The organism is Megasphaera sp. DISK 18, from assembly GCF_001682955.1.
GTDB classification, from domain to species: domain Bacteria; phylum Bacillota; class Negativicutes; order Veillonellales; family Megasphaeraceae; genus Megasphaera; species Megasphaera massiliensis.
In genome coordinates this window covers 61959-84308 of record NZ_LUGJ01000035.1, presented here as the reverse complement: position 1 = coordinate 84308, position 22350 = coordinate 61959, and the positions used below count along the sequence as shown (strand labels likewise).

Below are 22350 nucleotides of genomic sequence, written 5' to 3'. Positions count from 1 at the left end.
ACGGGTGGAGGCGACTGTTGTCAGGAATCGACACACTATAATGTTCCTAATACAAACTATTCCTCAGACAAACTTAGTACTGAAATTCACGAACCATGCCTAATTATCATAATTGAAAAGAGGTAGTACTTTTTAATCATGCAAATTTCAGGACACTTTTTATATTTATGATATTGATTATTGGGAACAAGATGGGCTTCATATTTTGAAGGAGGACATAAAAGACGGGAGGTCGTCGTTGTAAAGCCATTGTAAATTTTTAATGAGGAATGCTTACAGAATAGATTCGAGTTTTCCTATCAAAACTATTAATTCTTAAACGGAATTAATTTATAGATTATTCATTCCACAAAACGAACTTTCTCAATAATATTCGTTGACGTTATCGATTTTAAGTGATATCATTCTATTAAGTAATTGAGATATGGAAAATTTTCACAAAGAATGAACGATATCATGTCGAACCATTCAATGTGCAGGAGGCAATCAGGGGAATGAGAAAAGTTAACATCATTACGGCTGAACAAGCAGCTCAGCTGGTAAAGGATAACGATACGATCACATCGATCGGGTTTGTCAGCAGCGCCCATCCGGAAGCGTTGACCAAAGCTTTGGAAAAACGGTTTTTGGAAACGAATACACCGCAGAACCTCACCTATATTTACGCAGGTTCTCAAGGGATTCGCGATGGTCGTGCTGCCGAACACCTGGCTCATACAGGACTTTTAAAACGAGCCATCATCGGTCACTGGCAGACCGTACCGGCTATCGGGAAATTGGCTGTCGATAATAAAATCGAAGCCTATAACTTTTCTCAAGGCACCCTCGTTCATTGGTTCCGTGCTTTGGCCGGCCACAAGCTTGGCGTTTTCACCGACATCGGTTTGGAAACTTTCTTGGATCCCCGCCAGCTCGGCGGCAAACTGAACGACGTAACCAAGGAAGACTTGGTTAAACTGATTGAAGTTGAAGGCCATGAACAGCTGTTCTATCCGACCTTCCCCGTACAGGTCGCCTTCCTTCGCGGCACCTATGCCGATGAATCGGGCAATATTACGATGGACGAAGAAATCGGGCCTTTCGAAAGTATTTCCGTGGCTCAGGCCGTTCACAACTGCGGCGGCAAGGTCGTCGTTCAGGTCAAAGACGTCGTCGCTCACGGCAGTCTCGATCCGCGGATGGTCAAGATTCCCGGCATCTATGTCGACGATGTCGTCATCGCCGCTCCGGAAGATCATCAGCAGACTTATGACTGTCAGTATGATCCGTCCTTAAGCGGCGAACATCGGGCTCCGGAAGGCGCTGCCGAAGAAGCCCTTCCTATGAGTGCCAAGAAAATCATCGGTCGCCGCGGTGCCTTGGAACTGACCGAAAATGCCGTCGTCAACCTCGGCGTCGGTGCTCCGGAATACGTTGCCTCCGTTGCCGGTGAAGAAGGGATTGCCGATACGATTACCCTTACCGTCGAAGGCGGTGCCATTGGCGGCGTACCGCAGGGCGGTGTTCGTTTCGGCTCCTCCCGCAATGCCGATGCCATCATCGACCATACGTATCAGTTTGACTTTTACGATGGCGGCGGCCTGGATATGGCTTATTTGGGACTGGCTCAGTGCGACAGCACGGGCAACATCAACGTCAGCAAGTTCGGTACTCACGTTGCCGGCTGCGGCGGTTTCCCGAATATTTCTCAGCAGACCAAAAGTGTTTTCTTCTGCGGCACCTTTACGGCCGGCGGCTTGAAAGTAGCTGTGGAAGACGGTAAGGTCAAGATTCTCAAAGAAGGCAAGGCCAAGAAATTCATCAAGGCCGTCGATCAGATTACCTTCAACGGTTCCTATGCTGCCCGCAATGGCAAGCGCGTTCTCTACATTACCGAACGCTGCGTCTTTGAATTGACCAAAGACGGGCTGGCCCTCATCGAAGTCGCACCGGGTATTGATATCGAAAAAGATATCTTGGCTCACATGGACTTCAAACCGATTGTCAATAACCCCAAAACCATGGACGCCCGCATCTTTCAGGACGGTCCTATGGGACTGAAAAAATAAATCTCTCGCTGTAAAGGAGACCTTACTATGAAACCAATGAGACTCCATCACGTAGGCATCGTCTTGCCGACGTTAGAAAAAGCCCACGAATTCATGCAGAATAACGGCCTTGAAATCGACTATGCCGGTTATGTCGACGCCTATCAGGCCGACCTCATCTTCACCAAATTCGGTGACTATGCAAGCCCGATTGAAATGATCATCCCGCACTCCGGTGTCCTTACTAAATTCAACGGCGGCCGCGGCGGCATCGCTCACATCGCCTTTGAAGTCGACGACGTCGAAGGCGTCCGTAAAGAAATGGAAGCTAAGTGCCCGGGCTGCATGTTGGAACAGAAAGCCGTACAGGGGACGGACGACATCATCGTCAACTTCCGTCGTCCTTCGACCAACCAAGGCATCCTCGTCGAATACGTTCAGACGACGGCACCCATTACGGGCCGCGGCGAAGATCCCTTCGTAAAGGCCATGGGCGCCGAAAAAGGAAAGCTCCGCGAACCGTGGCATCCTATGCGGCTGCACCATATCGGCATCGTCCTGCCGACCTTGGAAAAGGCGCATGATTTCATAGAAACGAATGGCCTTGAAGTCGACTATGCCGGATTCGTCGATGCTTATCATGCCGACCTCATCTTTACCAAAAAAGATAAGAACAGCACGCCCATTGAATTCATCATCCCTCGCGAAGGCGTCCTGAAAGACTTCAATCACGGCAAGGGCGGCATTGCCCACATCGCCTTTGAAGTCGACGACGTCGAAAAAGTACGGCAGATCATGGAAGGCCAGCAAGAAGGCTGCATGCTGGAAAAGAAGGCCGTTCAAGGCACGGACGACATCGTCGTCAACTTCCGCCGTCCCAGCACGGATGCCGGTATCCTCGTCGAATACGTCCAAACCGTTGCGCCCATTAATCGCAGCAATCCCAATCCGTTTCAGAATTGATTTTTGTGAAAAAAGGTGACCATCATGTATACTCTCGGAATCGATGTTGGTTCGTCTTCTTCGAAAGCCGTCATTTTGGAAGACGGCAAGAAAATCATTGCCCAAGCCGTCGTTGAAATCGGTACCGGTTCATCCGGTCCGGAACGGGTCTTGGACGAAGTCTTTGAAAAGACGAACTTAAAGATAGAAGATATGGCCAATATCATCGCCACCGGTTACGGCCGCTTCAACGTCGACTGCGCCAAGGGCGAAGTCAGCGAAATTACCTGTCATGCTAAAGGCGCTCTCTTCGAATGCCCGGGCACGACGACCATCCTCGATATTGGCGGTCAGGACGTTAAGTCGATTAAACTTAACAGTCAGGGACTGGTCATGCAGTTTGCCATGAATGACAAATGCGCTGCCGGTACGGGCCGTTTTCTCGACGTCATGTCCAAGGTACTAGAGATCCCCATGTCTGAAATGGGGGACTGGTACTTCAAATCGAAGCATCCGGCGGCTGTCAGCAGTACCTGCACGGTCTTTGCAGAATCGGAAGTCATTTCCCTCTTGTCGAAGAACATCCCTAAAGAAGACATCGTAGCCGGTGTCCATCAGTCCATTGCTGCCAAGGCCTGCGCCCTCGTGCGCCGCGTCGGTGTCGGCGGTGACCTGACTATGACCGGCGGCGGTTCCCGCGACCCCGGTGTCGTCGATGCCGTATCGAAAGAATTAGGTATCCCTGTCAGAGTAGCCCTCCATCCTCAGGCCGTTGGTGCCTTGGGAGCCGCTCTGATTGCTTATGATAAAATCAAGAAATAAGTCAAAGGAGAGAACAGAATCATGAGTGAAGAAAAAACAGTAGATATTGAAAGCATGAGCGCCAAGGACGCCCTTGGTTACTTCTTGCCGAAAGTCGATGAAGACGCACGCAAAGCTAAAAAAGAAGGCCGCCTCGTTTGCTGGTCCGCCTCGGTAGCACCTCCGGAATTTTGCACGGCCATGGATATTGCCATCGTCTATCCGGAAACTCACGCTGCCGGCATCGGTGCCCGTCATGGTGCTTCGGCTATGCTCGAAGTTGCCGAAAATAAAGGCTATAACCAGGATATCTGTTCCTACTGCCGCGTCAACATGGGCTATATGGAACTCATCAAACAGGAAGCCCTTACGGGTAAAACGCCGGAAGTCTTGAAGAATTCTCCGGCTTCTCCCATTCCCCTTCCGGACGTCGTCCTCACGTGCAACAATATTTGCAATACCCTCCTCAAATGGTATGAAAACTTGGCCAAAGAACTGAACGTTCCTCTCATCAACATCGACGTACCGTTCAACCATGAATTCCCGGTTACGAAACACGCTAAACAGTACATCGTCGGCGAATTCAAACATGCTATTTCTCAGCTCGAAGAACTCTGCGGCCGCCCCTTTGACTATGAAAAATTCTTTGAAGTCCAGAAACAGACTCAGCGCTCCATCGCTGCCTGGAACAAGATTGCGACCTACTTCAAATACAAACCGTCGCCGCTCAACGGTTTTGACCTCTTCAACTACATGGGTCTCGCCGTTGCCGCTCGTTCTTTGAACTACTCTGAAATCACGTTCAACAAATTCCTCAAGGAATTGGATGAAAAAGTTGCCAATAAGAAATGGGCCTTCGGCGACAATGAAAAATCTCGTGTTACCTGGGAAGGCATTGCCGTTTGGATCGCTCTCGGCCATACCTTTAAAGAACTCAAGGGTCAGGGCGCTCTCATGACCGGTTCTGCTTATCCCGGCATGTGGGACGTTTCTTATGAACCGGGCAACCTCGAATCCATGGCAGAAGCTTATTCTCGGACCTATATTAACTGCTGCCTCGAACAGCGCGGTGCCGTTCTTGAAAAAGTCGTCCGCGACGGCAAATGCGACGGCCTGATCATGCATCAGAACCGTTCCTGCAAGAACATGAGCCTCCTCAACAACGAAGGCGGCCAGCGCGTTCAGAAGAACCTCGGCGTACCGTATGTCATCTTCGACGGTGACCAGACCGATGCCCGCAACTTCTCAGAAGCTCAGTTCGATACCCGTGTCGAAGCTTTGACCGAAATGATGGCAGATAAAAAAGCCAGTGAAGGAGGAAATCACTAATGAGTCAGATTGATGAACTTATCAGCAAATTTCAAGAAGTATCCAACCATCCTCAAAAGACGGTTTTAAACTATAAAAATCAGGGCAAACGCCTGGTCGGCATGATGCCTTACTATGCCCCGGAAGAAATCGTATACGCAGCCGGCTGTCTCCCTGTCGGTATGTTCGGTGCCCAGAAACCTCAGATCGCTGCAGCTCGTACTTATTTGCCTCCCTTTGCTTGTTCCTTGATGCAGGCCGATATGGAACTCCAGCTCAACGGTACTTATGACTGCCTCGATGCCGTCATCTTCTCCGTACCCTGCGACACCCTGCGCTGCATGAGCCAGAAATGGCACGGCAAGGCTCCGGTCATCGTCTTTACCCATCCGCAGAACCGTAAGATCCGCCCGGCTGTCGACTTCCTCAAAGCCGAATACGAACACGTCCGCGCTGAATTGGAACGCATCCTCGGCGTCAAAATTTCCGACCTTGCCATCCAGGAAGCTATCAACGTCTACAATGAAAACCGCCGTGCTATGCGCGAATTCTGCGACGTTGCCGCTCAGTATCCGCAGATCTTCACGCCGGTAAAACGTCACGACGTCATCAAAGCTCGTTGGTTCATGGACAAGGCAGAACACACGGCCCTCATTCGTCAGCTCATCGACGCCGTCAAGAAAGAACCGGTACAGCCGTGGAATGGCAAGAAAGTCGTCCTTTCGGGCATCATGGCCGAACCGGATGGATTCCTCGATATTTTCAGCGAATTCAACATTGCTGTCGTTGCCGACGACCTGGCTCAGGAATCCCGTCAGTTCCGTACGGATGTACCGTCCGGCATCGATCCCTTGGAACAGCTCGCTCAGCAGTGGCAGGATTTCGACGGCTGCCCCTTGGCCCTGAATCCGGACAAACCGCGCGGACAGATGCTCATCGACATGACCAAGAAATACAAGGCCGACGCTGTCGTCGTCTGCATGATGCGTTTCTGCGATCCTGAAGAATTTGACTATCCGATTTACAAACCGGAATTTGAAGAAGCCGGTGTCCGCTACACCGTCCTCGACCTCGATATCGAATCTCCGTCTCTGGAACAGCTCCGTACGCGTATCCAGGCCTTCTCGGAAATTCTCTAAGCCTTGGTTTCACTTGGGCGGGACCCCGTGAGGAGCCGGCCACAATATAACCTGTCTTCCCTGGCAGGATGCATAGCTTGAAGCCCGTGTCAAGCGGGCTTTGGGCTATCAATGTTGCTTTAAAGACGGCTTCGCCGTTTTTAAATATAAAGATATACATATAATCTATTAGGAGGAAATTCAATCATGGATTTTAAACTTTCTGAATTACAGCAAGATATTGCCAATCTCGCAAAAGATTTTGCTGAAAAAAAATTAGCTCCTACTGTAAAAGACCGCGATGAAAAAGAAGTTTTTGACCGCGCTATCCTCGATGAAATGGGCACCCTCGGCCTTCTCGGTATTCCTTGGGAAGAAGAAAACGGCGGCGTTGGCGCTGACTTCCTCAGCCTCGTTGTAGCCTGCGAAGAAGTCGCTAAAGTCGACCCCTCCATTGCCCTCAGCTTCGAAGTACATACCATGCTCTGCTCCTGGCCGATTTGGAAATTCGGCACGGCCGAACAGAAAGCTAAATTCCTCAAACCCTTGGCAGAAGGCACGAAACTCGGTGCTTTCGGTCTTACCGAACCGAACGCCGGTACTGATGCCCTGAACGGTTCTACGTCGGCAGTTAAGAACGAAGACGGCAGCTACACCTTGACCGGCTCCAAAGTATTCAACACCAACGGCGGCGAAGCTGACATCACGGTCGTCTTTGCTTCGACGGATAAATCGAAGGGTGCCAAAGGCATGAGCGCTTTCATCGTTGAAAAAGGCATGGAAGGCTTCACCTACGGTAAAAAAGAAGTTAAAATGGGTATTCGCGCTTCCGTACAGCGTGAACTCGTATTCCAGAACGTAAGAATCCCGGCTGAAAACCTCCTCGGTAAAGAAGGCGAAGGCTTCAAGATCGCTATGATGACCCTCGACGGCGGCCGTATCGGCGTCGGCGCTCAGGCTCTCGGTATCGCTGAAGGCGCATACAACGCAGCTCTCCAGTATGCAAAAGAACGTACGCAGTTCGGCAAACCGATCGGTAAATTCCAGGCTATCAGCTTCATGCTCGCCGATATGAAACTGAAGATTGAAACGGCTCGCCTTGCTGTCTATCAGGCTGCTTGGAAGATGGCCCAGCCCGACGTTAAATCTTACTCCGTCGATGCTGCTATCGCTAAGAAGTACGCTTCTGATGTCGCTATGCAGGTTACCACCGATGCTGTACAGGTATTCGGCGGCTACGGCTTCACTCGTGAATATCCGGCTGAACGCTACATGCGTGACGCTAAGATCACCCAGATTTATGAAGGCACCAACCAGGTACAGCAGATGATCATCTCCGGTGCCATCCTCAGATAATCAAAGAGTTTCCTAACCAAACTCTCCTCCTTTTGAAACACGTATAGAAATAAATAGTATGAGATAACAACCGCTTACATGAAGACCCTGCATTCGGAATAGTGCAGGGTCTTTTTTTTGCGGAATCGTATTCACTTAAGCGGAAAATACCTTTTTGACGACACACAAGGCCTTTGATATACTTTGTTCATCGAACATATTGTCCGCGGAAACATGTTGTTTCCGGTTTTGGAGGAAAGAAGGGGTGTTTGTAATGCATTACGATTTTGATGAAATCATTGATAGAAGGGGGACTCGGGCCTTAAATACCGACGGCTTCCGCAGCTATATTTTCAAGGACGTGGAAGGGAAAAAGAAATTTCCCTTTAAAGATGATGAATTTATCCGCATGTGGGTGGCCGATATGGAATTTGCGACGCCGCCGGAAATTTGCCGGGCCATGAAAGACCGAATCGACCGCCGGATTTTTGGCTATACCGGCCTATATGATGACTCTTATTATAAGGTCTTTTCCGGTTGGTGCAAAAAGATGTACGATTGGGAATTTCCCCAAGAAGAATTAACTTTTTCTTCCGGCGTTATCCCGGCTTTATATGAAATCGTCGAAAATCTTGTAAAAGACGATGAAAAGGTCCTCATCACGACGCCTTCGTACGGCTTCTTTCAGCATGCGGCTGAATATTCCGGCAAAGAATATGTCTGCTCTCCCTTGCGGCGTGATGAAGACGGTCATTATACGATAGACTTTGAAGATTTTGCCCAAAAAGCCGCCGATCCTATGATGAAACTGGTCATCTGGTGCAATCCTCATAATCCGACGGGCCGCGTATGGACGGCTGACGAATTAAAGCGAGTTGCCGATATCGTGGAAGAAAATGACTTATGGATCATCAGTGATGAAATCCACTGCGACCTCCTGCGCAGCGGCGTCCGTCACATTCCCATGGCAAAAATGATGGATACGTACGCAAAACTCATTACCTGCATGTCAGCCAGCAAGACCTTTAATATGGCGGGCCTCATGTTTTCGGACATCATCATCCGCGATCGGAAGCTGCGCCGGACTTTTGTGAAGCGCGATAAAAATGTCGGCGCCCTGAACCCTCTTTCACTGGCAGCTCATGAAGCGGCCTATGAGCACGGCGGCGAGTGGCTGAAACAAATGAAAGCTTATCTCGATGGAAACTTTCAATATGTCCATGACTTCCTGGCGGAAAAATTGCCGCTCATTTCTTTTGAAATCCCGGAATCGACGTATCTGGCCTGGGTAGACATGAACCCTTACTTGAGTGATATTGCCGATATCCCCGACTTCTTTGCCAATAAGGCCGGCGTACTCCTTGAAGGCGGTGACAGTCTCTTTGTCGGCAATGCAAAAGGGTTCGTTCGTTTGAACCTGGCCATGCCGCGATCCCTTATTGAAGAAGGCTTAAACCGGATATATGAAGCGGTCCGCAAGCATTCCGGCTCCGTACCGTCGGCTGATTGATGACCCCTGTCTTTTTTTGAGGCACTGTGGGCAGTGAACTGATTTTTTGATATATGAGGTGGTTGTTTTGAATATAAGAACAGCCACATTAGGAGATTTACAGGCCGTTACGGCCGTTGGAGCCAATTGCTTTCCGCCTGCGGAAGCGCAGCGACAGAAGTCGAATTTAAAGACCGTCTGACCCATTATGGCAACCATTTTTTGCTGCTTTTCGATGAAGCGGACCTGACGGACGATATGTATGACGATGCGTTTCTTCACAACGAGCAGGGGCCTGGCAGATGATCTTTGGCGTCAAATACGATTTCGTCCTGCCGCCGTCAGGGCTATGTCGGAAAACTGATGCAGGCCGCCATGGATGCTGCTCGGCATCAGATGCGTCTTACTTTCTAATCGAAAATAGAACCCAGAGAGGCTGTTTCATGCGATAAAAATCTTGCATGGGACAGCCTTTTTGGATGCTCAAATGGTATATAAAATAACATATGAACACTTGAACATATGTTATTTTAATGGTATCATTAGGCATATAAAGAATGTCTTTTAAAAGGGGGCTGCGTTATGGCAGAGCATACGTTACATGAAGAAAACTGCACTTGCTGCGGGCATCATCACCATGATGACAAATACGTTGAAAAAGAAGAACACTGCAGTTGCTGCGAGGGTGAGGAATCGGTCAGTCTTGATTCTATCGGTACCTGCAGCTGCTGCCACGATGAAGAAGTGGAAGAGGAAGAAGGGGGCGCCTTGTGGACCCTGGTCGTCGGAACCCTTGTCTTTTTAATTACCTATGTAACCGACCTCGTTCCCGAAGCTTTTTCACTTCCCGCTTATATCGTCGCTTATTTACTCCTCGGCTATAGTGTCCTTCGCGAAGCGGCTGAAAATATCATGAAGCGTCAGCCTTTTGACGAAAATTTCCTCATGGCCGTAGCTACCATCGGGGCCTTTGCCATCGGTGACTACCCGGAAGCCGTGGCCGTCATGCTCTTTAGCCGTATCGGGGAAGCTATGGAAGAACGGGCTGTCAACCGCAGCCGGAAGCAGGTGGCGGCTGCTATCGATATGCGGCCTGACGTCATCCACCGCCTTATGGAAGACGGAAGCACCGTTGAAGTTCCGGCCCGAGATGCCGCCGTTGGCGATATCGCTGTCGTCCGCGTCGGTGACCGCATCCCTTTGGACGGTGTCGTCGTCTCCGGCGACAGCCTTCTCGATACGTCGGCTCTGACTGGGGAACCGGTTCCCGTTACCTGCCATGAAGGGTCTGAAGTCATGTCGGGCAGCATCAATACGACGGGCGTCCTTCACGTTAAGGTTACCAAGCCACTGGCGGAATCGATGGTCACTAAAATCTTGGAATCCGTCGAAAAAGCGGCGGCCAGAAAACCCAAGATCGACCGCTTTATCACTCGCTTTTCCCGCATTTATACGCCGGCTGTCGTCGCGATCGCCGCGGCTACGGCTATCATCCCGTCCTTGATTACGGGCGAATGGCATTACTGGATTTATACGGCTTTGACCTTCCTTGTCATCAGCTGCCCCTGCGCCTTGGTACTCAGCGTGCCCCTCAGCTTCTTTGCCGGTATCGGTGCCGCGTCGAAGCAGGGCATCCTGTTTAAAGGCGGTATTGCCGTCGAACAGCTTAAAAATATCGGTGCCGTCGTCTTTGATAAGACCGGGACGATTACCAAAGGAAACTTCGTCGTCCACCAAGTCCTGCCGGCCGATGGCTTTGACGAAGAAGAGGTGTTCCGCCTCAGTGCATCGGTGGAACAGGCGTCGAATCATCCCATTGCCCGCAGCGTCGTCGAAGCGTCTGAAAAACGAGGCTTGACCTTGGCACAACCGGAAGCCGTTGAAGAATTTGCCGGCCAGGGACTGAAGGCCAGCGTCGACGGTCACGTCGTCCTCTGCGGCAATCAGAAGCTCATGGACGGTCATGCCGTGGTTATGCCGACGATAGAAGCGGCTGAATACGGTGCCGAACTGTTCGTTGCCGTCGATGGCCGCTATGCCGGCCGTATGGTCGTGTCCGACACGATCAAAGAAGATGCTGTCGATGCTATTAAGGCTATTTCCGGTCTGGGCATTACGACGGCCATGCTTACCGGTGATTCTCAGCAGGCTGCCAATTACATCGCATCCAAGACCGGTATCGACGACGTCCGGGCCAAGCTCTTGCCTCAGGATAAGGTACGACAAATGGATGAACTCCGTAAGAAATACGGTCCGGTCATGTTCGTCGGCGACGGCATCAACGATGCACCGGTCCTGGCCGGTGCCGATGTCGGTGCCGCCATGAACAGCGGTGCCGATGCGGCCGTAGAAGCAGCTGACGTCGTCTTCATGCATTCTAAAGTCAGTGCCGTTCCTAAGGCCCTCCATCTGTCGAAAGAAACGATGAAGATTGCCAAGCAGAACGTCGTCTTTGCCTTAGGCGTGAAAGGGCTGGTCATGGTCGCCGGCTTTGCCGGGTACGCTTCCATGTGGGCTGCGGTATTCGCCGACTCCGGCGTCGCTGCCCTGTGTGTCCTCAACTCGGTCCGCATGCTCTATAAAAAATAACTGACCATCTCCCGATGACAGTTCCATAACAGAAAGCCCCGTCGAAGAAATTTCCTTCGACGGGGCTTTGTTGTAGATGCTGCTTGATTTCTATTTCGTAAACTGCAAGGGGACTGTCGATACGACGACGTCTAAGTAAGGCAGGGTACGGAGTCTTAGCAGCCAGCCGCTCTGGTTGTGAAGCAGACGGTGCCATAATTTTTTCGTTTCAAATTCCGGGATGAGGACGGTAATCGTATCTTTGGGAGCCGTCTCTTTCCGCAGCTCTTGGATAAAGGTGATGAGCGGGTCCGTCAACTGCCGATAGGGAGACTGGAGCATGATGAGCTCGATGTCAGGTTCCAACTGCTGCCACAAGGTTTTGATCTTTTTGCCCCGTTCATCGTCGCTGTAGACGTTGACGGCATAGATTTTATCTTTCGAACCGCTGATGATCTTGGCGTAGCGAATGGCCTTGGCTACGGCTTGAGTCGGGGACGCGATGGGGATGATGATGATATTGCGGCCTAAGTCGGTGGTCATGACTTTCGTATATTCTTCCGGCGTCAGCAACAGCTGTTCCCGGACGTCATCATAGTGATGATGGACTTTAAGGAACATATAGACCAAGGTCGGGATGAGCAGGACGATGATCCAGGCACCGTAGATGAATTTGGTGATGAGGACGATGACGACGACGCAGGCCGTGACCAGGGCACCGAAGCCGTTGATGACGGAAAAGAGGCGCCAGTTTCGTTCCCGGCATTGTCTCCAGTGGACGACCATGGCCGATTGGGCAATGGTGAAGGAGAGGAATACGCCGATGGCATAGAGGGAAATGAGGTGCTCAATATTACCCTGGAAGAAGACGATCAAGATGCCGGCCATGAGCGTCAGGACTTGGATGCCGTTAGAATAGCTCAGGCGTTCACCGCGGTTGGCAAAGTAGCGGGGGACGTAGCCGTCGACGGCCATGAAAGAAAGAAGCGGCGGCAGGCCGTTGTAGGCCGTATTGGCGGCGATGTAGAGGATGACCATCATCAAAATCTGGATGACGTAGTAAATCAAGGTCCGGCTGAAGATATCTTCGACAAGGAGGGACAATAGGGTGTAGCCTTGTGTCGGCAAGAGGTGAAGATAAATGATGAGGTAGCCGAGGCCGCCGAGCATGATTGCCAGGATACAGGCCATGACAGCCGTCGTTTCGATGGCGTTTTTTTGCTGAGGCGCCTTGAACATGGTGACGCCGTTGGCAATGGCTTCGATGCCGGTCATGGAACTACAGCCGTTGGCAAAGGCCCGAAGGACGATGAGCATCAAGGCGGCCTGATTCAATGGGGCTACCGTTTCGACAGCGACGGTATGAGCCGTGAGGGTGCCGTTCCAGATTTGATAGAAGCCGCCGATTAAGGTGATCCCCATGGCAGCCAAGAAGAAGTACGTCGGCCAGACGAAGACGGTTGAGGCCTCCCTGGTACCGCGCAGGTTGACGATCATCATCAGGATGAGAACGCCGAGGTCGAGATAGACGTGGTAAGGGTGGAGGACCGGAAAGGCACTGACCAGCGCCGCCGTCCCTGAAGAAATGGAAACGGCAACGGTCAGGATGTAATCGGCCAGAAGCGCCGCCCCTGCCGTAAGGGCCGGGTAGACACCGAGGTATTTCATGGCGATGCCATAGGAACCGCCGCCGCCAGGATTGACCCGGACGACCTGGGTATAGGACAGGGCAACGATGAACAATAAGGCAATGATAGCTAAGACGATAGGTCCGAAATAACGGTATGTCGCTAAGGTCGGTACCGAAGCCAGGACGATGGCAATCTGTTCCGGCCCGTACCCGACGGATGACAGGGCATCCGATGAGAAAATAGGCAGGGCCTTCCATTTTGGCATCTGTTCGCCCTCGAGTTTGGTATTCTCCAAAGGCTTGCCGAGAAGGTGGCGACTAATCGTTTTGAATAGCATGATAGCCTCCTTTTTTAATTGTAAGAAACTGCATTTTGCTAAATATAATTCAGTATAATCCCACTTTATTATCCTGTCAACTGAGATTTTACCCTTATCATTCTCGTTGGGAATGAGGCATTGAAACCCAGCGTAAAAAAGACATCCTTTGACGCAAGGGAAGGTCAAAGGATGTCTTTTTCGTAAGGAGGAGATCGTATTATTTAGAGGCTACGAGAGCTTCTAATTTAGCAAGTCTTGCATTGAGATCCTGATTCTGGCTTTCCAGGGCTTCAATTTTTTGATTCTGGTCCGTCAGTTCTTTATCCTGCGATTCCAATTTAACGGCCATTTCCGACTTGCTCATGTGAGCGTAAGGGGAAGAAGAGCCGATTTTGAAGGAAACGCCGGCGCTGTACATGTTGTCGTTGTTGCCGATGGTAGCGGCAAGGTTTACCATGGTGTCTTCATTGGGGCGATAGAAGGCGCCGAGGGCTGCGGCATGTTCGCTCTTGTAGGAGCCGAATCCGACGGCGAAGGAGCCTTTGTCATCGGGGTCGAAATCTAAGGGATGGAGGGATGCCAAGGCAGCGGCACCGGCACCGACGCGATTGACGTCGCGACCAATCTGGTTGATGCGGCCGTTCATTTCGTTCATGCCGTTACCGATGTTGTTGATCGTCCGGTCGAACTGGCCTTTGTTGATGGCATCACCGGCTTCTGTAGCTTCGCCGACGTTGTGAATGGCATTGCCGCCCATGTTGATGTTGCCATCCTGGATGGTAATGTTTTTCGTCGGATCGGAATTATTGATCGTCAGGCCGTTGTTGTTGATCGTCGTATTGCCCGTGCGGATGGAGTCGCCGGTGATGACCGTCTTGTTGTCGCCGGTACCAACGGTGATGCTGGTGTTGAATTCCGCCGTATTGAGGCCTTTTAAGTCTTTGGACAATTTGACGGAAACGCCATTTTCGCCCTTAGCTACGACGCCGATGTTGTCGTCAGACAGGTTGTCCGTAGCGGCGCCGCCGGTGATTTCCATGGTTTCACCGACTTTGACGCTGACTTTACTCTTGTCGTCGCCGGCAAAGTCGCGGCTGCCGGAAGCGACTTTGTCCGTCAATTCTTTTACGGTATTGGCAATGCCGTCGGCATAGGTTTTCACCTGTTTCAACTGGGCGACGTTGACGGCGTCCGTGTCAGCCGTACCGGCAGCGAGGTTGGTGATCTGACGAGTAACGGCTTCGTTGCTGTCGGTCGTACCATAGCCTAAGCTGACGGCAGCAGCTGTTGCCTTATAGGTGGAAAGGGCACTGTCTTTGCGGAGGACAGCCTTAGCAATGCCGTCATGTTCTTTTTCGAAGGCGTTCAAGGCGGCGATGGCCGTTTTTTTACCGGCAGCTAAGTCGTTGAGTGTGGCAAGGTCGGCGGCCCGGTCAGCTTCTGTGGCGTAGGTCGTGCTGTTCATTTTAGCGGCCTGTTTATCATAGGCCATGACAGCTTTTTCATAGGCAGATTCAACCGTTTTGTAGTCATTATAGACATCTTCGCCGTAGGTATTGTAGAAGTTAGTGACGGCTGTGACGACACTGTCATCGCCGGTTTTATTGGCCAGGGCCAAATCGTTTGCCATCGAGTCCGTTGCCGCGCTTGTTGAGTAGATACTCTTGACAATATCTGTTGAGTCTTTGAGGGGAACGTAGCCGTAGATACCGTAACCGCGATTGGCGTAGGAATTATCCCCTAAAGCGACGCCGTCAGAACGGACGTAGGAGTAGGTGTTTTCGGCCGTGGCAGCCCCTTTCCCGAGAGCTACGCCGCCGTACATGGCGTTGGCACTGGCGCCGAGGGAAACGCCGCCGTGATCTGCTTTGGCCTTATGTCCGATGGCTGTCCCGACGAGCGCCGTAGCATAGTTACCGATAGCCGTTGAATAGTAGGAGGTGGTTTGGTCATTGGTCATTGACTTGCCAATGTTGAAAATCCCGCCACTGGCTTGCATGCCCATAACGACAGCACCGGCGCCCTTTGAATCTCGGCCGACGACGGTGGCCCAGCTGGTACCGAGGTTTCTTTGCCCGACGACGGTAGCGGCGGCTGTGCTTTTATTGTCATAGCCGACGACGACAGAGCCATTATTGCCGTTGTTATTCCGGCCGATAACGGTGGTATCGGTATTTATAGCGTAGTTGTGATCGCCAATGGTTAAGGCACCATTATACGTTTTGTTGTCGAAGCCGATGGCTACCGTATCGGCTGTCGTGGAACTGGATGATACTTTATTCGGATGATCCGTCCCCGATGTTAAATCCATTGTAACGGGATCGGCGGCTGAGACCGATAAGGAACCGCAAATCGCCAATACGGCTAAGCATGTACTCAGGGTGACTTTCTTTTGGCTAAATCTTTTTGTTTTCTTCATAATCGTAAATCCTCCTCAATGATTCCTACTAGGCAGCTTATCGGCTCATTTTATTTTTTAACCGGATAATATGAATAATTTTAGTCCAAATTAACGGTTAAATACGATTAAAAATATCTTGTTTAACTGTAAAAAAATAAATGAACCGGCAATATGCAAGTTCATATGTAGGAATATAAAATACATTTTGCTATGTATTTCCATGGAGTATATTACTACAACTTGAAGTGAAATACAAGGCTTTATGACGAATTTTATTTAAATATATCATTGTCATGTCACAAAAACAAATGTTTTGTAGGAATTATTCCTACGAAAATTAAAAGCTTATAAATGGCTTTATATAGTCGATCATCGTTTATGATAGATTGCCAAAGATGGAAATCTTATCAGAAAAATTCCTACAAAATAATCGGTTCTAACGTTATTGAATGGTGGGGGAAATATAAATGAGATATGACGAAAATATACCGTCATATGAAAATTCAATGAAAAAGACATCCTTCGATGTAACGATGGTATCGAAGGATGTCTGATTGGTAAGTGCCTTAGCTTATTTAGTGGCGACGAGGGCTTCTAATTTAGCTAATCTTTCATTGAGTTCTTGGTTCTGGCTTTCAATTTTTTGATTCTGAGCTGTCAATTCTTCCAGCTTGACGGCCATTTCCGACTTACTCATGTGAGCGTAAGGGGAAGCAGGGCCAATCTTAAAGGAAACGCCGGCGCTGTACATGTCATCACTGTTTCCGATGGTTGCAGCGAGGTTTACCATGGTGTTTTCGTTGGGACGATAGAAGGCACCGAGGGCAGTAGCGTGTTCGCTCTTATAGGAGCCGAAGCCGACGGCGAAGGATGCTTTGTCATCGGGATCAAAATCCAAGGGATGGAGGGATGCCAAGGCAGCGGCACCGGCACCGACGCGGTTGACATTGCGGTCGATCTGGCCGATACGGCTGTTCATTTCACTCATGCCGGTGGTGAAGTTGTTGATCGTCCGATCGAACTGGCCTTTATTGATGGCATCGCCGGCTTCGGTTGCTTCGCCGACATTGTGAATGGCATTGCCGCCCATGTTGATGTTGCCATCCTGGATGGTAATGTTTTTCGACGAGTCTTCGTTTACAATGGTAAGACCGTTATTGTTGATCGTCGTGCTGCCTGTCCGGATGGAATCACCGGTAATGACCGTCTTGTTGTCTCCGGTACCGACGGTGATGCTGGTGTTGAATTCCGCCGTATTGAGGCCTTTTAAGTCTTTGGACAATTTGACGGAAACGCCGTTTTCGCCTTTTGCTACGACGCCGATATTGTCATCAGACAGGTTGTTTGTTGCGGCGCCGCCGGTGATTTCCATGGTTTCACCGACTTTGACGCTGACTTTACTCTGGTCGTCGCCGGCGAAGTCGCGGCTGCCGGAAGCGACTTTGTCCGTCAGTTCTTTGACCGTATTAGCAATGCCGTCTGCATAGGTTTTCACCTGTTTCAACTGGGCCACGTTGACGGCGTCCGTGTCTTCCGTACCGGCAGCCAGGTTAGTGATTTGGCGAGTAATCGCTCTAGTCACAACCGATCCGTCGGCGGCGATGACGGCGGAGCGGCCGATGCTGACGGCACTGCCGTTAGCCTTGAAGGGGGACAGGGTATGTTCTTTAAGGCGGATGGCATTTTTAATGCCACTATTTTGCTTTTCAAAAGCCGATAAGGCGTTTTTTGCATTTTCGGTCTGTGTTTCTAACACCTTTAATTCGTTGTAGTCTTTCAGTCGGTCGGCTTCAGAGGCATAGGTGGTCTCTTCCATGGCAACTCTTTTCTTATTAGCGGCCATGTCTGCCTTTTCATATTCTGAGGCCAGTGATTTCCACTCTTTATAGGTGTCTTCACCGTATTTATCGTAGAAGCCCTGTACGGCTGTTAAGACAGAGTCGCCCATTTGTTTAGCTAGGGCAAGATCATTGGCCATCGAGTCTTCTGTCTTTAAGGTTGCAGCCGTATCGCTGAGAGGGACGTAGCCATAGGCACCGTAACTGCGGTTGGCCTGGGCGCCGTCACCGAGGGCGACACCGTCGGCATGGAAGAGGGAGTAGGTGTTTTCTGCCGTTGCAGCACCGCTGCCGAGGGCCGTGCCGCCGTACAGGGCGTTTGTTTCGGTGCCTAAGGCAAGCCCTTCAAGATTTGATTTAGCCAGATAGCCAATCGATGTCCCGTTCAAGGACACGGCGCCATTGCCGATGGCTGTCGTAAAGTTTATCATGGTCGAGGTCGTCGGCTTATCAGAAATCTGGAAAGCACCGGCTCTGGCTCCGTTCCCGATTGCAATGCCACCGGCCGCTTTAGAATTGAGACCGAGTACCGTGGCATAAGAGCTGCCGTAGTTATTGAACCCGAAGACGGCACTGCCGCCGACACCGGAGTTACTGTGGCCGACGACGACAGAATCATTATTGGCATAGTTGTATCGGCCAATCGCTGTGGCCAGATGTATGGTAGCAGCATTCTCTGCGGTATTGTTAGAACCGATGGCTAATCCTCCGTTCCGGGCCGTATTATCAAAACCGATGGCAATCGTATTCTTTTGGGAGTTGCCGTTATTGGTCACTTTATTTTTGTGAGTGGTATCGGACGTTGTTAGATCCAGTGTATCGCCAACCGGTTCTTCAGTCGAGTCGGCAGCCGATACGGACAGGGTTCCACAGATTGCCAATGCGGCTAAAATGGCGATCAGGGTAGATTTTTTTCTTGGGTAGAGTGATTTTCTCATCAACATGATGCCTCCTTGGTGAGTTCGGGATGCGGGTATTATCCATTCATGTACGTTTTTGGGAATGGGTCAAATAATGACGGATATCCGATAAAAAATATCTGCATTCTCTCTAAATAAAAAATCAGCAGAAATCTCTATTCGAGAGGCTGTTGATAAAAAATATCGAGATTCATGCATCGAAAAACGTACGTGATTTGTATTCCACGCTCCCTGATTTATGTTTTTTTTATTTAACACAAAAAGATGTGTCAAATATGTTACAATGATAATATACCAAAACGTTTAAAAATTCAAGTATATTCTTGAGAATGTGGATTTGATGTCTATGATATATATCAATTCTAAAATAAAGGAATGGCTATTAAAAGCCGTTTGTTCCGGTAATAGAATGTAAAAAGGACAACTATTAATTGGTTATTAGAATTTTACTAATTATATTTATATAAATAAGTATATATACATATATCAAAGTAACGATATATTAATAAATAGAAAATGTTTTAAAACTATTTGTTTAAACCGGCCCAGCTTATGTTATGAAGTTATCCGGGTTCAGGAAAATTGGACACTAAAAAGGGCTCACGACGTGTCGTGAGCCCTTTTTCTATGGAGCGGATGAAGGGGATCGAACCCTCGTACCAAGCTTGGGAAGCTCGTATTCTACCACTGAATTACACCCGCACATATTAAGTTACTATATCAGTTTAACAGTAAAGTCTCTTTTTGTAAAGCGTTGATTTCAGATTCTATCGATAGATTGCCGTTATTTGGGATTTAACGTGGACCGGGATAAATTCTATTTTCTTTATTTTTGTTGGATTTGCAACCGCTAAAACGACACCGATTAGGTATACTAAAGCCATGAAAAGGAGGGATTACCATGAATGAACGAAAAGGTGTTGTTTTTTCTATCCATGAAGATAATTTGCCTGTAGAAGGCTGTACGATTTCTAAAGAGGTCGTCAATGAACCTGAATCTCATCTGTTTTACTTTTCTTTGGCGGCCCATACGGACATAAGTCCTGAAACGTATCAGAAGGCCAAGGTCGTTTATGTCCTTTCCGGAAGCCTGTCCTTTTATGGAGAGGTTGGGAATAAGGAAGTCCCTTCCGGGCAGGTCGTGGCCGTGCCGGCAGGTGTTGCCGTCGGTATGAGAAGCCAGGGCGGTGCCGTCTATATTGAAATTACGATTGAGGAGGAATCTCTTATGAATATCGATGATGGAAAACTCTTTTCTTTGGCCGATCTCGTCCCCTGCCAGGACGGTAAAATCATCAACCGCGACATCATCCAGTCGCCGAAGATGAAATTCGTCGTCATGAGCTTTGGGGCCGGTACCGGTCTTTCCGAACACGCCGCCCCGGGTGAAGCTCTTATTTTCGCCCTTGAAGGCAAGGCGGTTATCAATTATGAAGGCAAGGATTTTCCCATCAAGGCCGGTGAAAATTTTGCCTTTGCGAAAAACGGCCGCCATGCTGTAACTGCCGATGGGCCGTTTAAAATGGCATTACTTTTGACTTTAGACTAAAATTTCAGTAAAAAAACTGTCAGCCCCCTTAAAAATCTGTTATAATGAAACTAACTGATTTGGCTTCGTTATTCTCTTTAAGGGGGTTTATGTATGAAAACATTAGATGAATTATATCAGCAAATGCTCAAACGAGCAGCTGATGGGAAACCTATTGGCGTTGAAGGGGAACCGAGATTGATCGATTGTTTAGCTCATCCCGATGACCATCCGCTGGTTTGGCGAGTAAAACCCTGCCTCTGCCCTCCTGATGAACCGCACGGCTGTGAAGAAGCTTGCGATTGGGGGGCTATCAAACGCGGACCTGAAGGCGTTGAAGTCGACGACAGCCAGTGTGTCGGCTGTCAGGCCTGTGTCGATGCCTGCAAGCTCGACAACTTGAAGACCCGCAAGGACATCATTCCCGTCGTTCAGGATCTTCACGAATACGACGGACCGATTTATGCCATGGTCGCACCGGCTGTTGCCGGCCAGTTTGGGCCTAATGTCACCATGGGCAAGCTGCGTACCGCTTTTAAACGCCTGGGCTTTACGGGCATGTTGGAAGTCGCTGTCTTTGCCGATATCCTGACCTTAAAAGAAGCCTTGGAATTCGATCGTAACATTCAGAGTGAAGATCAGTTCCAGCTGACGAGCTGCTGCTGCCCCATGTGGATTGCTATGATTAAAAAGCTCTATCATCAGCTCTTGCCGAACGTTCCCGGATCCGTATCGCCGATGATTGCCGGCGGCCGGACCGTAAAGGCCCTTCATCCCAAGGCTAAGACCGTCTTTATCGGGCCCTGCCTGGCTAAAAAAGCGGAACGGAATGAACCCGATTTGGTCGGCGCTGTGGACCACGTCTTAACGTATCAGGAAGTAAAGGATTTCTTCTCTGTAACCGATATCGATTTGGAATCCCTGCCGGAAGACAACGTACCTCACGCTTCCGAAGCCGGCATCAGCTATGCCTATGCAGGCGGCGTTGCCGAAGCCGTCACGACGACGGTACACCAGCTCGATCCCGACCGCAAGGTCGACATTAAGACCCGCAAGGCTGATGGGGTTCCGGCTTGTAAGGCCATGATCAACGACATTTTGGAAGGCAACCGCGACGGAAACTTCTTTGAAGGCATGGGCTGCATCGGTGGCTGTGTCGGCGGTCCTCGTGCCATCATCAAAAAGGAAGACGGCAAAGCTAACGTCCAGGCTTATGGGAAACAGGCCTTCTCCCGTACTCCGATGGAAAATCCTTACGTCATCGAACTCTTAAAGAAACTCGGCTTCCCGACGGTTGAAGAATTCTTGGAAAACAGTCATCTCTATGACCGGCATTTTGACTGAGCTGGCGTAGTTTTTACGAAAGTACAGAAAACTACATGACAAACGAAAAGCACTGCCATCACGCGATGATGGCAGTGCTTTTTGGCTTGAATCAAAAACTTCGGCTTTCTTTCAGTGGTGTGTATTGTTCTAAGAGATTCGTTTTTTCCGGGCTCTGGTAGGTGTAATCGGGATTTTCGGCTTTTGCTTTTTCAACGGCAGCCTTGAAATCGTAATAGACCTGCCATTTCGATTCGACCAGGTCGTGGCCGGTCTGACGCAGGAGAAAGGCCGGATGGTAGGTCGGCATGACGGGATAGCCTCGCCAGGTAAACCACTTGCCGCGATTGCGCATGATACTGGCGGCCTTGCCGTAGAAGTATTGGAAGGCGACTTTACCCAGACAGACGATAACCTTTGGCTGTACGATGTCGATTTCTTTGATTAAGTGGATGTCGGCACAGTGACGGCCTTCGTCTAAGGTTGGCGTACGGTTGTTCTTGGGCCGGCATTTTACGATATTGGTGACGTATACCCGGTCGCGGGTCAAACCGACGCTCCACAAGGCCTTGTCGAGGAGCTGCCCTGACGGGCCGACGAGGGGAACGCCGTATTCATCTTCCACACCGCCGGGGCCTTCACCGACGAACATCAAGGGCGATGTGATATTTCCTGTATATCGCGTCGGTCCGCGGTTGCCTTCCTGTCTTAGATGACAAGATTGACAGGCCATGAGGTTTTCCAGCCAATCCTTCATCATTTCATCTTGTTCCATGATACCCCTTCTTTGCGTATAAAGTAA

Annotated in this window: 14 protein-coding genes and 1 tRNA gene; 10 read left to right on the top strand and 5 right to left on the bottom strand. The window is 49.9% G+C overall.

The genetic code is table 11. From position 1 onward, the window contains the following. Positions 1 to 494: 494 nt before the first annotated feature. The 8 genes from pct (at position 495) to A0U42_RS08380 (ending at position 11609) form a co-directional block, all read left to right on the top strand. The gene (gene pct / locus A0U42_RS08415) at positions 495 to 2048 is read left to right on the top strand and encodes a propanoyl-CoA transferase Pct (protein ID WP_065360594.1); all 1554 of its coding nucleotides are present in this window, start codon (positions 495 to 497) and stop codon (positions 2046 to 2048) included. 27 nt (positions 2049 to 2075) lie between these two features. After that, positions 2076 to 2990: a VOC family protein gene (locus A0U42_RS08410; RefSeq protein WP_044502861.1), complete on the top strand. Its 915-nt coding sequence runs from the start codon at positions 2076 to 2078 to the stop codon at positions 2988 to 2990. A 24-nt stretch (positions 2991 to 3014) separates the two neighbouring features. Continuing rightward, positions 3015 to 3791, top strand: a complete 777-nt coding sequence (locus tag A0U42_RS08405; protein ID WP_044502860.1) for an acyl-CoA dehydratase activase — start codon at positions 3015 to 3017, stop codon at positions 3789 to 3791. Positions 3792 to 3812: 21 nt separating this feature from the next. Further along, the gene (locus A0U42_RS08400) at positions 3813 to 5099 is read left to right on the top strand and encodes a 2-hydroxyacyl-CoA dehydratase subunit D (protein ID WP_065360593.1); all 1287 of its coding nucleotides are present in this window, start codon (positions 3813 to 3815) and stop codon (positions 5097 to 5099) included. Continuing rightward, entirely contained in the window at positions 5099 to 6217 is a 1119-nt protein-coding gene (locus tag A0U42_RS08395) for a 2-hydroxyacyl-CoA dehydratase subunit D (protein WP_065360592.1), read from the top strand. Before A0U42_RS08400 ends, A0U42_RS08395 begins: the two co-directional genes overlap by 1 nt. A gap of 186 nt (positions 6218 to 6403) precedes the next feature. Beyond that, positions 6404 to 7552, top strand: a complete 1149-nt coding sequence (locus tag A0U42_RS08390) for an acyl-CoA dehydrogenase (protein WP_062413050.1) — start codon at positions 6404 to 6406, stop codon at positions 7550 to 7552. A gap of 253 nt (positions 7553 to 7805) precedes the next feature. Next, a complete protein-coding gene (locus A0U42_RS08385; protein WP_065360591.1) occupies positions 7806 to 9041 on the top strand; it encodes a MalY/PatB family protein in 1236 nt (411 codons plus the stop codon). A gap of 561 nt (positions 9042 to 9602) precedes the next feature. Beyond that, positions 9603 to 11609, top strand: coding sequence for a heavy metal translocating P-type ATPase (locus A0U42_RS08380; RefSeq protein WP_065360590.1), 2007 nt, complete (start codon positions 9603 to 9605; stop codon positions 11607 to 11609). A 90-nt stretch (positions 11610 to 11699) separates the two neighbouring features. Here A0U42_RS08380 and A0U42_RS08375 read toward each other — a convergent pair whose 3' ends face one another. The 4 genes from A0U42_RS08375 to A0U42_RS08360 all read right to left on the bottom strand — a co-directional run bounded on the left by A0U42_RS08375 (position 11700) and on the right by A0U42_RS08360 (position 19399). After that, the gene (locus tag A0U42_RS08375) at positions 11700 to 13556 is read right to left on the bottom strand and encodes an APC family permease (protein WP_065360589.1); all 1857 of its coding nucleotides are present in this window, start codon (positions 13554 to 13556) and stop codon (positions 11700 to 11702) included. A 199-nt stretch (positions 13557 to 13755) separates the two neighbouring features. Continuing rightward, entirely contained in the window at positions 13756 to 15957 is a 2202-nt protein-coding gene (locus A0U42_RS08370) for a YadA-like family protein (RefSeq protein ID WP_065360588.1), read from the bottom strand. A 553-nt stretch (positions 15958 to 16510) separates the two neighbouring features. Beyond that, entirely contained in the window at positions 16511 to 18715 is a 2205-nt protein-coding gene (locus A0U42_RS08365) for a YadA-like family protein (protein WP_065360587.1), read from the bottom strand. Positions 18716 to 19325: 610 nt separating this feature from the next. Then, positions 19326 to 19399, bottom strand: a tRNA-Gly gene (locus tag A0U42_RS08360). Between the two features lie 199 nt (positions 19400 to 19598). On the opposite strand from A0U42_RS08360, the gene A0U42_RS08355 reads away from it, so the two are divergent. Both A0U42_RS08355 and A0U42_RS08350 read left to right on the top strand, forming a co-directional pair. Next, positions 19599 to 20246, top strand: coding sequence for a cupin domain-containing protein (locus tag A0U42_RS08355; protein WP_065360586.1), 648 nt, complete (start codon positions 19599 to 19601; stop codon positions 20244 to 20246). A 93-nt stretch (positions 20247 to 20339) separates the two neighbouring features. After that, positions 20340 to 21569, top strand: coding sequence for a [Fe-Fe] hydrogenase large subunit C-terminal domain-containing protein (locus tag A0U42_RS08350; protein WP_065360585.1), 1230 nt, complete (start codon positions 20340 to 20342; stop codon positions 21567 to 21569). A 91-nt stretch (positions 21570 to 21660) separates the two neighbouring features. Here A0U42_RS08350 and A0U42_RS08345 read toward each other — a convergent pair whose 3' ends face one another. Next, positions 21661 to 22323: a uracil-DNA glycosylase gene (locus A0U42_RS08345; protein ID WP_044505188.1), complete on the bottom strand. Its 663-nt coding sequence runs from the start codon at positions 22321 to 22323 to the stop codon at positions 21661 to 21663. Between the last annotated feature and the right edge of the window lie 27 nt (positions 22324 to 22350).

What these genes read in the sequence shown, in the direction of transcription:
- pct (WP_065360594.1), top strand. Translation starts at nt 495, where the DNA reads ATGAGAAAAGTTAACATCATTACGGCTGAACAAGCAGCTCAGCTGGTA.
- A0U42_RS08365 (WP_065360587.1), bottom strand. Translation starts at nt 18,715, where the DNA reads ATGAGAAAATCACTCTACCCAAGAAAAAAATCTACCCTGATCGCCATT.
- A0U42_RS08405 (WP_044502860.1), top strand. Translation starts at nt 3,015, where the DNA reads ATGTATACTCTCGGAATCGATGTTGGTTCGTCTTCTTCGAAAGCCGTC.
- A0U42_RS08350 (WP_065360585.1), top strand. Translation starts at nt 20,340, where the DNA reads ATGAAAACATTAGATGAATTATATCAGCAAATGCTCAAACGAGCAGCT.
- A0U42_RS08355 (WP_065360586.1), top strand. Translation starts at nt 19,599, where the DNA reads ATGAATGAACGAAAAGGTGTTGTTTTTTCTATCCATGAAGATAATTTG.
- A0U42_RS08410 (WP_044502861.1), top strand. Translation starts at nt 2,076, where the DNA reads ATGAAACCAATGAGACTCCATCACGTAGGCATCGTCTTGCCGACGTTA.
- A0U42_RS08385 (WP_065360591.1), top strand. Translation starts at nt 7,806, where the DNA reads ATGCATTACGATTTTGATGAAATCATTGATAGAAGGGGGACTCGGGCC.
- A0U42_RS08370 (WP_065360588.1), bottom strand. Translation starts at nt 15,957, where the DNA reads ATGAAGAAAACAAAAAGATTTAGCCAAAAGAAAGTCACCCTGAGTACA.
- A0U42_RS08395 (WP_065360592.1), top strand. Translation starts at nt 5,099, where the DNA reads ATGAGTCAGATTGATGAACTTATCAGCAAATTTCAAGAAGTATCCAAC.
- A0U42_RS08400 (WP_065360593.1), top strand. Translation starts at nt 3,813, where the DNA reads ATGAGTGAAGAAAAAACAGTAGATATTGAAAGCATGAGCGCCAAGGAC.
- A0U42_RS08390 (WP_062413050.1), top strand. Translation starts at nt 6,404, where the DNA reads ATGGATTTTAAACTTTCTGAATTACAGCAAGATATTGCCAATCTCGCA.
- A0U42_RS08380 (WP_065360590.1), top strand. Translation starts at nt 9,603, where the DNA reads ATGGCAGAGCATACGTTACATGAAGAAAACTGCACTTGCTGCGGGCAT.
- A0U42_RS08375 (WP_065360589.1), bottom strand. Translation starts at nt 13,556, where the DNA reads ATGCTATTCAAAACGATTAGTCGCCACCTTCTCGGCAAGCCTTTGGAG.
- A0U42_RS08345 (WP_044505188.1), bottom strand. Translation starts at nt 22,323, where the DNA reads ATGGAACAAGATGAAATGATGAAGGATTGGCTGGAAAACCTCATGGCC.